The organism is Flavobacterium sp. UBA4854, from assembly GCF_002399805.1.
In the GTDB taxonomy this organism is placed as follows: Bacteria; Bacteroidota; Bacteroidia; order Flavobacteriales; family Flavobacteriaceae; genus Flavobacterium; species Flavobacterium ginsengisoli.
Genome location: NZ_DHEI01000068.1, coordinates 14,758 through 28,147 on the forward strand (window position 1 = coordinate 14,758; position 13,390 = coordinate 28,147).

General features: G+C 32.9%; 13 protein-coding genes. 4 read left to right on the forward strand and 9 right to left on the reverse strand.

Annotated features, from left to right (window positions below):
• From secA to B3J44_RS09675, 4 genes are all read right to left on the reverse strand, one after another.
• On the reverse strand, positions 1 to 2,852 hold a 2,852-nt coding region (gene secA, locus B3J44_RS09660), incomplete at its 3' end, for a preprotein translocase subunit SecA (protein ID WP_286968095.1).
• An 88-nt stretch (positions 2,853 to 2,940) separates the two neighbouring features.
• Positions 2,941 to 3,162 (reverse strand): DUF2795 domain-containing protein, encoded by a 222-nt coding sequence (locus B3J44_RS09665; RefSeq protein WP_007138072.1) that lies wholly within the window; start codon positions 3,160 to 3,162, stop codon positions 2,941 to 2,943.
• A 238-nt stretch (positions 3,163 to 3,400) separates the two neighbouring features.
• On the reverse strand, positions 3,401 to 3,970 hold the full coding sequence (locus tag B3J44_RS09670; RefSeq protein WP_286968164.1) for a cob(I)yrinic acid a,c-diamide adenosyltransferase: 570 nt from the start codon (positions 3,968 to 3,970) through the stop codon (positions 3,401 to 3,403).
• Positions 3,971 to 4,053: 83 nt separating this feature from the next.
• Entirely contained in the window at positions 4,054 to 4,746 is a 693-nt protein-coding gene (locus B3J44_RS09675) for an ABC transporter ATP-binding protein (protein WP_198858331.1), read from the reverse strand.
• A gap of 292 nt (positions 4,747 to 5,038) precedes the next feature.
• Here B3J44_RS09675 and B3J44_RS09680 point away from each other — a divergent pair, with 292 nt between their 5' ends.
• Complete coding sequence (locus tag B3J44_RS09680) at positions 5,039 to 5,698, forward strand: DUF6565 domain-containing protein (RefSeq protein ID WP_286968166.1); 660 nt, start codon at positions 5,039 to 5,041, stop codon at positions 5,696 to 5,698.
• A 53-nt stretch (positions 5,699 to 5,751) separates the two neighbouring features.
• Here the strand turns inward: B3J44_RS09680 and B3J44_RS09685 are convergent, their stop codons facing one another.
• From B3J44_RS09685 to B3J44_RS09695, 3 genes are all read right to left on the reverse strand, one after another.
• A complete protein-coding gene (locus B3J44_RS09685; RefSeq protein ID WP_286968169.1) occupies positions 5,752 to 6,534 on the reverse strand; it encodes an O-methyltransferase in 783 nt (260 codons plus the stop codon).
• A 22-nt stretch (positions 6,535 to 6,556) separates the two neighbouring features.
• Entirely contained in the window at positions 6,557 to 7,030 is a 474-nt protein-coding gene (locus tag B3J44_RS09690; RefSeq protein ID WP_286968171.1) for an FKBP-type peptidyl-prolyl cis-trans isomerase, read from the reverse strand.
• Between the two features lie 137 nt (positions 7,031 to 7,167).
• Positions 7,168 to 9,030 (reverse strand): ABC-F family ATP-binding cassette domain-containing protein, encoded by a 1,863-nt coding sequence (locus B3J44_RS09695; RefSeq protein ID WP_286968173.1) that lies wholly within the window; start codon positions 9,028 to 9,030, stop codon positions 7,168 to 7,170.
• A 203-nt stretch (positions 9,031 to 9,233) separates the two neighbouring features.
• Between B3J44_RS09695 and B3J44_RS09700 the strand changes: the two genes are divergently transcribed.
• A complete protein-coding gene (locus B3J44_RS09700; RefSeq protein ID WP_286968175.1) occupies positions 9,234 to 9,665 on the forward strand; it encodes a DUF6326 family protein in 432 nt (143 codons plus the stop codon).
• 19 nt (positions 9,666 to 9,684) lie between these two features.
• Positions 9,685 to 10,374 carry a DUF4386 domain-containing protein gene (locus tag B3J44_RS09705; protein ID WP_286968176.1) on the forward strand — a complete coding sequence of 230 codons (690 nt, stop codon included), beginning with the start codon at positions 9,685 to 9,687 and terminating at the stop codon, positions 10,372 to 10,374.
• Here B3J44_RS09705 and B3J44_RS09710 read toward each other — a convergent pair.
• Positions 10,358 to 11,329: a T9SS C-terminal target domain-containing protein gene (locus B3J44_RS09710; RefSeq protein WP_286968177.1), complete on the reverse strand. Its 972-nt coding sequence runs from the start codon at positions 11,327 to 11,329 to the stop codon at positions 10,358 to 10,360. The two genes, B3J44_RS09705 and B3J44_RS09710, sit on opposite strands and share 17 nt — an antisense overlap.
• Positions 11,330 to 11,467: 138 nt before the next feature.
• Here B3J44_RS09710 and B3J44_RS09715 point away from each other — a divergent pair, with 138 nt between their 5' ends.
• Positions 11,468 to 12,886: an undecaprenyl-phosphate glucose phosphotransferase gene (locus tag B3J44_RS09715; protein ID WP_286968178.1), complete on the forward strand. Its 1,419-nt coding sequence runs from the start codon at positions 11,468 to 11,470 to the stop codon at positions 12,884 to 12,886.
• A gap of 6 nt (positions 12,887 to 12,892) precedes the next feature.
• Here B3J44_RS09715 and B3J44_RS09720 read toward each other — a convergent pair.
• On the reverse strand, positions 12,893 to 13,390 hold a 498-nt coding region (locus B3J44_RS09720; protein WP_286968179.1), incomplete at its 5' end, for a CpsB/CapC family capsule biosynthesis tyrosine phosphatase.

Genomic DNA, 13,390 nt, shown 5'->3' on the forward strand with positions numbered 1-13,390 from the left:
AAATCAGCAATCAATTGAGCACCTTCGCTGTCGTAAGCTTTTTTCAAGTCAGTTACAACATTCAAAGTTTTGATTCCGTCTGTAAATGGAACTACAATTCTTTCGAAATGGTTGTTTGGTTCTTCGTAAACTCCTTTTATAATTGGGAAAGCTTCTCTTGCACTTCTTTCTGTTTTTTCAGTATAGAATGCTAAAGCTTCTTTGTATACTTTTCCAGTAATTTCGATATCTGATAATTTTGTGAAATCAGCTTCAGAAATTGGAGATGTGATTCCGAAATAACGAATTAAATCAAACTCATATCCTTTGAAATCATTTGTCACTTTATTGTTGCTTACAATTAATTCGCAAGTATCATAAAGCATATTAGCAATATCCAGTTTCAAACGCTCTCCGAACAATGCGTGACGACGACGTTTGTAAACTACTTCACGTTGAGAGTTCATTACGTCATCATATTCTAATAAACGCTTACGAACACCAAAGTTGTTTTCTTCTACTTTTTTCTGTGCACGTTCGATAGATTTAGTCATCATTGAATGTTGGATAACTTCACCTTCTTTCAATCCCATTCTGTCCATTACTTTCGCAACTCTTTCAGAACCGAATAAACGCATTAAGTTATCTTCAAGAGAAACGTAGAACTGAGAACTTCCTGGATCTCCTTGACGACCAGAACGACCACGTAACTGTCTGTCTACACGACGTGAATCATGACGCTCTGTACCAACGATTGCTAAACCTCCGGCAGCTTTTACTTCTGGAGATAATTTAATATCGGTACCACGACCAGCCATGTTTGTTGCAATAGTTACAACTCCAGCTTTACCAGCTTCTTCAACGATTTGTGCTTCTTGCTTGTGCATTTTAGCATTCAATACGTTGTGGGTGATTCCTCTCATTTTAAGCATACGGCTTAATAATTCTGAAATCTCAACAGAAGTTGTTCCAATAAGAACAGGTCTTCCAGCTTGTGATAATTCTGTAACGTCTTCGATTACAGCGTTGAATTTCTCACGTGTAGTTTTGTAGATGTAATCTTCTTTATCAATTCTTGCAATTCCGCGGTTAGTTGGAATTTCAACAACATCTAATTTGTAGATCTGCCATAACTCTCCTGCTTCTGTAACAGCTGTACCAGTCATACCAGCCAGTTTGTTGTACATTCTGAAGTAATTCTGTAATGTTACAGTTGCGAAAGTTTGAGTTGCAGCTTCGATTTTTACATTTTCTTTAGCTTCAATCGCTTGGTGAAGACCGTCAGAGTAACGACGTCCGTCCATGATACGACCTGTTTGCTCATCGACAATCATAATTTTGTTGTCCATGATAACGTACTCTACGTCTTTTTCGAATAAAGCATAAGCTTTTAAAAGCTGAGTAAGAGTATGAATACGCTCGCTTTTTACACCAAAATCTTGGAATAATCTTTCTTTAGCTTCCGCTTCAGCGTCTTTGTCTAATTTTTGTTTTTCAATTGCAGCGATTTCTGTTCCAATGTCTGGTAAAACGAAGAAATCTGCATCAGTATCTCCAGAAAGGTATTTAATACCGTTATCTGTCAATTCTACTTGATTGTTTTTCTCTTCAATCACAAAATACAAAGCTTCGTCAACTTTGTGCATTTCGCGATTGTTATCTTGCATGTATTGATTTTCAGTTTTTTGAAGCAATTGTTTAATTCCTTCTTCACTTAAAAATTTAATTAATGCTTTATTTTTAGGTAAACTTCTGTAAGCTCTTAATAATTGGAAACCTCCATCTTTAGTATTACCTTCTTTGATTAATTTTTTAGCTTCAGCTAAGAAACCATTTGCTAACTGTCGTTGTTGTGCAACTAAGTTTTCAATTTTTGGTTTCAATTCGTTGAATTCGTGACGATCTCCCTGAGGAACCGGTCCAGAAATGATAAGCGGCGTTCTAGCATCATCAATTAATACAGAGTCAACCTCGTCGACAATTGCAAAATTGTGTTTTCTCTGCACTAAATCGCTTGGAGAGTGCGCCATGTTATCTCTTAAGTAGTCAAAACCAAACTCATTGTTAGTTCCGTAAGTGATATCAGCGTCGTAAGCTTTCTTTCTTTGTTCTGTACTTGGCTGGTGATTGTCGATACAATCTACAGATAAACCGTGGAATTCGAATAAAGGAGCTTTCCACGTACTATCACGTTTTGCTAAGTAGTCATTCACTGTTACTAAGTGAACTCCGTTTCCAGTTAAAGCATTTAAGTAAAGAGGAAGTGTAGCAACCAAAGTTTTACCTTCTCCCGTTTGCATTTCGGCAACTTTACCTTCGTGCAAAACCATACCACCAATTAACTGAACATCGTAGTGAATCATGTCCCAAGTGATATCTTTTCCAGCAGCATTCCATTTGTTTGCCCAGATCGCTTTTTCGCCATCAATAGCAATGTACGATTTTGTTGCTGAGAATTCGCGGTCTTTTGCAGTTGCAGTTACCTCTATATGAGAGTTTTCTTTAAAACGACGAGCCGTTTCTTTTACTACAGAAAACGCTTCTGGAAGAATTTCCAATAAAGTTTTTTCAGAGATTTCATAAGCCTCTTTTTCAAGAGCGTCTATTGCATCATAAATGTCTTCTCTTTTATCGATGTCTTCGATGTTTTCTACTTCTGCTTTCAAAGAAGCAATTTTAGCATCTTTATCAGCTCTAGCTTCTTTAATTCTATCTTTAAAATAAACGGTTCTTCCTCTTAATTCGTCGTTTGATAGACTCATTAAAGGAGCTTCGAATGTTTTAATTTTGTTTAAGTAAGGTTGTAAAGCTTTGACATCTTTTTGCGACTTATCGCCGACAAAGACTTTAATAATACTGTTTATGAAACTCATGATTTATTGTATTTCTTTATTATATAATATGTATTTGAACCAAAAAAAAAGTCTCTATGATGAGAGACTTTTTTCTTTGGTTTATTTTTTAATATTCATCCTCATTCCAAAGATAATCTTCGTCTGTTGGATAATCAGGCCAAATTTCTTCCATTGATTCATATATCTCACCCTCATCTTCGATTGATTGAAGGTTTTCTACTACTTCTAATGGAGCACCAGCTCTAATAGCGTAGTCTATAAGTTCGTCTTTGTTAGCAGGCCATGGCGCATCACTTAAATAAGATGCTAATTCTAATGTCCAATACATCTGTTATCTGTTTAGTTTGTGCAAAAATAAATTTTTTACTGAAAAAGACAAGTAAATTTTGATTTATTTTAATAAAATTTAAGAACGTCAATTGCTAAATTCCAATTTTTAAATTCCAAACTCCAAAAAAGACAGTTATAGCGCCTAGTTTCAGAATTTTTCTATGTAATTTAAATTCCTGGATTTTTACTTTTTCCTAGGAATTTGGGATTTCAAAAATTTGGAATTTCCAGAAGATTTATTTTCTGGGTATCCATTTCACTTCCTCCGCTTTTAAGTCTGAGGACAACTTTCGTGCCAAGACAAAAAGGTAGTCAGAAAGTCGGTTTAAGTACGTAATTGCTATTTCAGGAACGTGTTCATTATGACTTAAATGCACGGCTAAACGTTCTGCTCTGCGACAAATACAGCGTGCTATATGACAATGTGACACAGTTGGATGGCCTCCTGGTAAAACAAAATGAGTCATTGGCGGAAGGCTTTGGTCCATTTTGTCTATTTCGTTTTCGAGCAATTCAATATCCGAATCAATTATTCCAAGATTTTCTAAGCGAAGTTTTCCGTTTTTCAAAACTTCTTTTTCCTCTGGAGTTGCCAAAATGGCACCAACAGTAAAAAGTCGGTCTTGAATTTCGATTAAAATCGTTTTATAATGCGAATCCATTTCCTGATCACGGATTAACCCTATATAAGAATTTAACTCATCAACAGTTCCGTAACTGTCAATTCTGATATGATCTTTTGGTACACGGGTTCCTCCAAAAAGTGCCGTTGTGCCTTTATCGCCTGTTTTGGTATATACTTTCATTTTTTTTAAAGATGCTAAGTTTCTGAGATACTAAGATTCTAAGTTTTCTCTTTTTGCGATTAAACGATTAACCAAATAAACGGTTAAACAGATTTTCTTGTGTCGCTTTCAATTAAACCGTCTCTCAAACGAATAATTCTATGTGCATAAGCCGCGATGTCTTCTTCGTGAGTTACAAGAATTACGGTGTTTCCTTGTGCGTGAATATCTCCAAAAAGTTTCATGATTTCTACAGAAGTTTTACTGTCTAAGTTTCCTGTTGGTTCATCGGCAAGAATGATCGAAGGTTTATTGACTAAAGCTCTTGCAACGGCAACACGCTGGCGTTGTCCTCCAGAAAGCTGATTCGGCTGGTGATCCATTCTGTCGGCCAAATTAACTTGTTTTAAAACTTCGGTGGCACGCGCAATTCTTTCAGATTTGCCGTAACCGGCATAAATCATTGGTAATGCAACATTATCTAAAGCAGTAGTTCTAGGCAAAAGGTTGAATGTCTGAAAAACGAAACCAATTTCTTTGTTTCTAATTTCTGCCAATTCATCATCTTTCATTTGACTGACATCTTTTCCGTTTAAAATATAACGTCCAGAGGTTGGCGTGTCCAAACAGCCTAATAAATTCATTAATGTTGATTTTCCAGATCCAGAAGGTCCCATTAAAGCAACATATTCGCCTTTTTGTATTTCTAGATTTATTCCTTTTAAAACATAAACCGTTTCATTGCCCAAAATAAAATTTCGTCTAATGTCGGTTATTTTAATTAATGGTTCAGCCATTTCCTTTTACAATTTTGGATTTAAAAGTACAAAACACTTTTCAATAAAAATTATAAGTAGTTGAGAATTGGTTTTTGTTACAAAAACGCTTTCAGAAATAAAGTTTTAAAAGAATATGTTTTTTAAATAGAAATGAGTTATATGTTTTTGAATTGTTTTTATATAATTGTCATTATTTTGTTAATTTTATAGATTTAAGATATTTTTAATTTTAAAAACATGATAATAATGTAATTTATTACGTCTTGTGTTTAGTAAATTTGATTAATCAATTAATTAAATAATCAAGATTATGAAAAATATCAAAATAGCTACAGGAATTGCATTATTAGTATTAGGGTTAACATCGTGTAAAGACGAGAAACAAGAAAAAGCTCAAAAAACAGTAGATAACTACGTTGTATATGTTGACTCTGTTAAAAATGTAGCTGCTGCCGATTTGAAAGACAATTGGAAAAGTGTAGAAGCAGAGTACGATAGAAGATCTCAAGAAGCGCAAGCGGCATTAGCAGACATAAAAGACAATGCTGCAGCAACAGAGAAAATAAATGCAAGTAAAATTAAATACGAGGAATTTAAAAATGAAATGACCGCCCAATTTGCCCCTCCAGCTCCTAGTCCGAAACAACAGTTAAGAGATGCTTTGTTTGGTGCAGGAAGAATTGGTGATGATATGAGTTTTAGCTGGGTTAACGCCCAAAATATTCATAGCGTTTATCAGCAGTTTGTTCATACTGTAGAAAATAATAAAGACAAATATTCTAGAGAAGACTGGGATGAAATTAAATTAATGTACGAAGCTCTTGATAGCCGTAAAAATACAGTTGAAAAAGAAGGTCTGACATCTGAGGATAACCGAAAAATTGCTGGTTTGAAAATTAAATTTGCACCAATGTATAAGATAAACAGAATGGGAGCTAAATCTGAAGAAAATAAAGAAGCAAAAAAATAAAATTTAAAAATTTTGAATTAGTAAAAAAGACGATCATTTCTGATCGTCTTTTTTTATGCTCTAATTATAAAATGCTCTTTCGGTTGTTCTCTTCTAAAGAATACAAATCCCCATTGATAGGTATCAATTGTGACTTTTACTTTTGGGTGATTTTTAATCATTTTCCAAGCTTCTTCCATATCTTCTGACCAATGAATATCATCAAAAATCCAAACAGAATCATTATTGATTGTTGGCAATAAAAGTTCAAAATATTCTAAAGTTGCTTTTTTAGAATGATTTCCGTCGAAATATATTAAATCCCAATCACAGATATTTGCGGAGCGATCTTTTAAGAATTTGCTAAATTCTGAATTCACAAAGTCAAAGTTAAAATCTGGAAATTGTTGATTAAATAAATTTTCCGCGACTGATTGTGTATTTTGACAACCCTCAAGACTAAGCAAAAAAGATTCTTTGCTTCCCAATGCAATAGCTGAACTCGCTAAACCTAAAGATGTTCCTATTTCGAGGATATTTTTTGGCTGGAAATAATTCGTAATTCTAAATAATAATTCTGCACGTTTTGGCGAAATTCCTGCTGTTTGTGCGATTTTAGAAATCTGTCTTCTATTTGATTTAAAAACTCTTGAACCTGCACCAAAATCTGTTACTTCAATGAAATTTTTATTCTCTAAAAGCGTTTTTCTATACTTTTTAAGAATGGCGTATTCTGGTTTAGGTTTCTTATCATAAAAGCATTTAGTTAACAGGCTGAAAACAAATGGCGAATGCACTGCATGTTCGTTTTTAGAATGCCAAAGAAAAGTTAGATAAGATTTAATTTGAAAGAACATCTAGAAATTTAGCTATTGGATGTTAGTTTACTTTAATCAATTTTACGTCGAAAAGAAGTACTGATCCAGCTGGTATTCCAGGACGAGGAGAACTTCCGTAACCTAAATGTGCAGGAATAAGAAGAACTCCGCTTCCTCCTTCTTTAAAATAAGTAATTCCTTCTGTCCAACCTTTAATAACTTCATTAAGAGGAAAAGTCAATCCGCTATCTGTACTTTTGTCAAATAGGCTTCCGTTGGTAAAATAACCTTTGTATGCAACGGTTACTTTTGAAGTAGCGGTTGGTTGCGCGCCTGTTCCTGGCTCGTTAATTATATAATACAGACCTGTAGTACTTTTTGTTGCAGTCAAATTATTTTTAGTCAGATAATCTGTGATTTCTTTGTCATTCTCTGCACTATAATCTTTTGGAGGAGTAACAGGTGTGTCTTTTTCTGTGCTGTTGCAAGAGATAAATAATGTTAAGGTAAATACGGCAGCTAATAATTTTTTCATTTAGGGTATTTTTTTAATATTTAATAAAGCGAAAGATAATTTTTGTTTCGCAAAGATTCGCAAAAGAAAGCTCAAAGATTCACAAAAAAAACTTTGCGTAGCTCTGCGATTTTTTTTGCGAATCTCTATGCAACAAATTATCCTTCAATTTTAGCAGAAAGTTCAAACCAGCGTTCTTCCTTTGCATCAATCTTACTGATAATGTTTTGAAGTTCGTTTGCTTTTTTCTCAATATCAGCGTCGGCAACTTTTCCGTCAGAGAATAATTGTTCGATTTTAGCTTTTTCAGCCTCAAGATCTTTAATTTCTCTTTCGATTTTCTGATATTCTTTTTGCTCGTTAAAACTTAAATTTCCTGTTGGATTATTTTGTTTCCAATCTTTCTTTTCGGCTTTGTTTTCTTCTTTTTGGGCAACATCTGCACTGTCCTCATATGCTCTAAAGTCAGAATAGTTTCCAGGAAAATTTTCGATTTCTCCTTGTCCTCTAAAAACAAATAAATGATCGACAATTTTATCCATAAAATAACGGTCGTGAGAAACCACCAATAAACATCCAGGATAATCTAAAAGGAAGCTTTCAAGAACGTTCAAAGTCACGATATCCAAATCGTTTGTTGGCTCATCGAGAATTAAGAAGTTTGGATTCTGAATTAGAACCGTACACAAGTATAAACGTTTTAATTCTCCACCGCTTAATTTTTCAACATAATCATATTGTTTTTTAGCATCAAAAAGAAAACGCTCTAATAATTGCGATGCGGAAATAATCTTTCCTTTTGTCAACGGAATATATTCTCCGTATTCTTTTATAATATCAATAACGCGCTGTCCCGGTTTTGGATTAATTCCAGATTGTGTATAATAACCAATTTTGATAGTGTCTCCTTTTACAACACGTCCGCTATCTGGCGGAATTGTTCCTGTCAAAAGATTTAAGAAAGTCGATTTTCCAGTTCCGTTTTTACCAATAATTCCGATTCTTTCTCCACGTTGGAAATCAAAACTGAAATTATCTAGAATAACACGATCTTTAAATTTTTTAGAAAGTTTGTGAAGCTCAATAATTTTGCTTCCCATTCTTTCCATATTTATCTCAAGTTCAACTTTATTTTCTTTACGTCGGCTTTGTGCTTTTTCTTTAATAATGTAAAAGTCATCCTGACGCGATTTCGATTTAGTCGTTCTCGCTTTTGGCTGACGGCGCATCCATTCTAATTCTTTTACAAAAAGGTTTTTAGCTTTGTCAATACTGGCATTTTCAGAAGTAATTCTTTCTTCTTTTTTCTGTAAGTAATACGAATAGTTTCCTTTGTATTGGTATAATTTTCCGTTGTCTAATTCTATAATTTCATTACAAACGCGTTCCAAAAAGAAACGGTCGTGCGTTACCATAAACAACGTAATGTTTTCTTTTGCAAAATAACTTTCAAGCCATTCGATCATTTCAAGATCTAAGTGGTTGGTTGGCTCATCTAGAATCAATAAATCTGGGCGATTGATTAGAATTATTGCTAATGAAAGACGTTTTTTTTGTCCTCCAGAAAGGTTTTTAACTTTAAGCTTAAAATCTTCTAGTTTTAACTTAAATAAAATCTGTTTGTATTGCGTTTCAAAATCCCACGCATTATGCTGATCCATAGCATCAAAAGCTTTTTGGTAAGCTTCTTCGTCAGAAGGATTTTCTAAAGCCTTTTCGTAAGCTTCAATAACTTTAAGCGTTTCATTGTCTGAAGCGAAAATGCTTTCTTCAATCGTAAGTTCATCTTGAAGGTTGTTGTCTTGAGATAGAAATGCCATTCTAATTCCTTTTCTTAAAACAACTTGTCCAGTGTCTGGTTCTTCCAAACCATTAATAATGCTCATAATGGTTGTTTTTCCTGAACCATTTTTTGCAATAAAAGCGATTTTTTGATCTTTATTGATTCCAAAAGAAATGTTGTCAAAAAGGACTCTTTCGCCAAATGACTTCGATATATTTTCTACAGATAAGTAATTCATGAAGATTTTTAACTGAAATATCAGTATCTATTAATTAAAATTCTAATAATAATGCGCAAAGATAGCTTTTTGAATTAGAGAAAAAAACTGCTTTTGAATGTGTTTTCCAAGGTTTTATAAAATCATAAAAGAAGTTGATTGTAAAAAAGGATTGTAACATTTTAAAACTAGGTTCGTCATATTTAAAATTTAATCCCTTAAACATGAGCGAGAAACAAATAAATATAAGTGGTTTCGAAGATTTTAAAATTAATACCAAAATCAAACTTGCGGCATTATGGACTTCAGTAATGTTTTGTTATGTATATGGAGATTATTTCTCGCTTTATGTGCCTAAGAAAGTAGAAGATTTTATAAGCGGAGAGACGCTTCTTGATTCTCCAATGAAATTATTTCTAGCAGCAATTTTAATGACCATTCCAGCATTGATGATTTTTGGATCGGTTATTTTGAAACCAAAATTAAACCGTTGGCTCAATATGATTTTCGGAATTGTTTATACGGTTATAATGCTTTTAATTGCTTTCACAACAATTGCTCCGTGGTGGAGTTTTTACGTTTTTATGGCATTCATAGAAAGCATACTCACAGCTACAATATTTTGGACAGCGTTAAAATGGCCAAGACAGATTTAAATTTTAAAAGATAAAGTTTATGAATCAAGAATCAAAATTATCGTTTAGAAATACAGGAAGAGTTGCAGGTTTGTTGTATTTAGTAATTGTGTTAACTGGAATTTTTAGTTTAGGATATGTTCCTTCTCTGCTAATTGTCTGGAATCATGCTGATATAACTTTTAGTAATATTGTAAATCATGAATCTCTTTTCAGGCTTGGTATCGTAAGCGGTTTAATCTGTTATACATTTTTCTTGTTTCTGCCTTTGGTTTTGTATCGATTATTAAAAACAGTCAATAAAACATACTCGATTTATATGGTTGTTTTGGCAGTTGTAAGCGTACCAATTTCTTTTGTAAACATGCAGAATAAATTTGCTGTGCTTTCTATAATTGGTTCTCATCAGGAAGATGCAAAACAAGTTATGTTTTATCTAAACCAATATGATTACGGAAATTTAATTGTTCAAGTATTTTGGGGACTTTGGCTTTTTCCGCTTGGGTATTTAATTTTCAAATCAGGAGTAATTCCCAAATTTTTCGGAATATTATTAATGCTTGGCTGTTTGGGTTATTTGATCAATTTCTTTGGAAATACATTATTCCCTAATTATTCTGAACTCGGAATATCATCTTATATAAGACTTCCTGCAAGTCTTGGAGAAATTGGAACTTGTTTATGGCTTCTAATAATGGGTGCGAAAAACAAAACTATTTCTGAGGATTGATGTATTGATTTAAAACTGAGCTCAAATCAAAATAATGAATTTGTTGCGGATTGTTTAAAATAGGTTTTCGAACGAGAGATTCGTTGGTAATAAAATAATGAAGTCCGTCTTTTGTTGCAATTCCTTCTACTTGATGAAAAGGAAGTCTTAAATCGATTCTTCTTTTATTTCCAGACAAGAAATCCTGATTTTTAAAATCGTAAAGCAGATAAAAAAAAGGTTTTCCAACTTTAGTGTAGCCACACAAAACAACTAGTTTTTTGTTCTCCAAATAGGTGGCGCCAGTAACCAAACCTTTTGTGTCTAATGTCGATTTTAATTTTGCAATTTGAGATCCAGATTCTTTTGAAAGTGCATAAATAGTAGTTTTAGACGTTTTCCATTGTTTGGTAAACAAGTAAATGCTGTCTTTGGAAATAATAAAAGCTTCGCAATCAAAATCGGTTTTGTTTGGTTTTGAAGGAGAAAAATCAGTTTGATCAGAATAAGTAAATGAAATGGTTTCTATTTTTGGATTTTCTTCTAGAAAAGATTTTTTTTCGATTTTAAGAATTCTTAAATCGGTTCTATTTCCAGCATAATTATTTCCAAAATCTCCAATGTAAATATGCGTACTGTCTTGTGCGATTTCTTCCCAATCGTGATTTACGGTTTCGGAAAGAATTATTTTCCTTTTGATTTTCCCTAAAGTATCTAAACCATAAATTGTCGTGTCATGATCGTCGTTGTGTGTCCAAAGTAAATTTTCAAAAGCAATTAATCCCGAAGTTTCTTTAATAGAATCACTTAACCGAAAAGAATATTCTGGTGTGAGTTTCAATTTTTTGTAGGTGCAACTTCCATTATTTTGTTTAGATGACAAACTGTAATTCTCTGCCTGTGGATCTGTGCAACCAGAAATTTGGGCGTAAACCGAAGAGGTGATTGTTAAAAAGAAAAAAACAATTTTTAGCATGAGTGCAATGTTAAGTCTGCATAAGATAAAAGTAAAGTTTTAAATAATAGAATGAAATAAGTATAAAAAAAATATAATTTAAGTGTTATTTTGCATAAAAGTCTTTTTTATTCTTTAGGATAAAATCAAGCCCCCGACATGAAAATTCTACAAAAATTATCGCACTATCGAATTTCACGTTATTACAAACTTTTGTTTGTAGTAGTCGATATTGTTTTGTTGAATCTCGCAACTATACTTTCCGCATTGGCAAGATTTGGAAATTTGGATAAATTATTGTCTAAAGACGAAAAAACCATTTCGCTTGTAGCCATTTTGATTTGGGTGGCATTATTGCTTCAAAAAGACTCTAATCGAAGTGTTAGGGTAGAACCAATAGAATCGATATTGTGGAGAACTATCAAAAAGATTTCAATTCACGCCGCTTTGGTTTCAATATTTGTTGTTTACCTAAAATATAATGATATTTCAAGACTTCGTTTGTTTTATTTCTACCTGATATTTTTTGGATTGCTGATGTTTTCCCGATATTTTTCAATGAAACTTTTAAAATATGTTCGAGCGCAAGGATATAATTTTAAAACCTTTATTGTTGTTGGGGTAAACGAGTCTGGAGAAAAAATTCGAAAAGTACTAGCGAAAGACTTGACTTACGGATATCGTTTTTTAGGATTTTTTGACGAAAAAAAGGATCAGAAAATTGTTGATCCCAATTTGATTATCGGAGATTTTGAAGATATTAAAGCATTTTTGAACGAGAATGAAGTAGATGAAATGTATGTGGCATTGCATATTGACAACATTGAAATCATTAACGAACTAACCAAAATTTGTGAGCAGAACATGGTTCGTATTAAATTTATTCCAGATTTTCAGCTGTATACAAAAGCAAGTAAAGTAGAGGTTGCGTTTTATGAAAACACACCTGTTTTAATGTTTCGTCCAGAACCTCTGGAATTTGCTTCAAACAGACTTCTCAAAAAGATTTTTGATATTTGTTTTTCAGGTTTGGTAATCTTGCTGGTTTTTCCTTGGCTGTTTCCAATTATTATGATAATTATAAAACTAGAATCGCCTGGTCCTGTGTTTTTTAAACAAGAAAGATCGGGTAGAGATAATCGATCTTTTACATGTCTTAAATTTAGAAGCATGTATATAAATGGTCTTGCTCATAATAAACAGGCACAAAAAGGAGATAGTCGTATAACTAGATTTGGTGGTTTTATTCGTAAAACTAGTATCGACGAACTGCCTCAGTTTTTTAATGTCTTTTTTGGAGACATGTCGGTTGTTGGGCCAAGACCGCATATGGTTAATCTTGCCAAAGAATACAGTGATTTAATCAATAATTATTTGGTGCGTCAATACGCAAAACCTGGAATTACGGGTTGGGCGCAAGTAAATGGTTTTAGAGGCGAAACAAAAGTTCTAAGCGATATGGAAAATAGAGTAGAATACGATATTTGGTACATCGAAAACTGGAGCTTTTTGCTTGATATAAAGATTATCGTAAAAACTGTTATCAATATTTTTAAAGGTGAGGAAAACGCTTACTAAACTTTTTTAGAATTTAAAGAATTGATTGTTAGCGATAATCTCTTTTAAAGAATCAATATTTTTAATTTTTACTTTTTCGTCAAAAGCTTCGATGTGTTTTTTATGATGAACATCGGTTCCGCAAAAAGTGTACATTCCTTTCGCTAAAAGTTCGTCAGCAATTTTCCCGATTTTAGAGCCATAATAATCTACAGTAGAAAGTAAATTTAGTTGAAAAACACACCCCGCATTTTTTAATTTTTCGTATTCAGAAAACGCATTGTGATAAAAAACATAACGTTCAGGATGTGCCAAAACAGGAATATAACCTGCTAATTGAATCTCAAAAATAGTTTTATAAATATTTAAAGGAGCATTTTGATAAGACATTTCAACTAGAACATAATTGTCTTTTAAAGTCAGAAGTTTTTCTTCTTTGAAATGATTTTCGAACCAGCTGTCTATAAAATATTCTGCCGCAGCCTGAAGTGGCATTTTAATTTTATTTTCTTCTAAAGCTTTTTG

Coding starts and splice junctions, on each gene's coding strand:
- B3J44_RS09665 (WP_007138072.1), bottom strand. CDS start 3,162: ATGTATTGGACATTAGAATTAGCATCTTATTTAAGTGATGCGCCATGG.
- B3J44_RS09670 (WP_286968164.1), bottom strand. CDS start 3,970: ATGAAAGTATATACCAAAACAGGCGATAAAGGCACAACGGCACTTTTT.
- B3J44_RS09675 (WP_198858331.1), bottom strand. CDS start 4,746: ATGGCTGAACCATTAATTAAAATAACCGACATTAGACGAAATTTTATT.
- B3J44_RS09680 (WP_286968166.1), top strand. CDS start 5,039: ATGAAAAATATCAAAATAGCTACAGGAATTGCATTATTAGTATTAGGG.
- B3J44_RS09685 (WP_286968169.1), bottom strand. CDS start 6,534: ATGTTCTTTCAAATTAAATCTTATCTAACTTTTCTTTGGCATTCTAAA.
- B3J44_RS09690 (WP_286968171.1), bottom strand. CDS start 7,030: ATGAAAAAATTATTAGCTGCCGTATTTACCTTAACATTATTTATCTCT.
- B3J44_RS09695 (WP_286968173.1), bottom strand. CDS start 9,030: ATGAATTACTTATCTGTAGAAAATATATCGAAGTCATTTGGCGAAAGA.
- B3J44_RS09700 (WP_286968175.1), top strand. CDS start 9,234: ATGAGCGAGAAACAAATAAATATAAGTGGTTTCGAAGATTTTAAAATT.
- B3J44_RS09705 (WP_286968176.1), top strand. CDS start 9,685: ATGAATCAAGAATCAAAATTATCGTTTAGAAATACAGGAAGAGTTGCA.
- B3J44_RS09710 (WP_286968177.1), bottom strand. CDS start 11,329: ATGCTAAAAATTGTTTTTTTCTTTTTAACAATCACCTCTTCGGTTTAC.
- B3J44_RS09715 (WP_286968178.1), top strand. CDS start 11,468: ATGAAAATTCTACAAAAATTATCGCACTATCGAATTTCACGTTATTAC.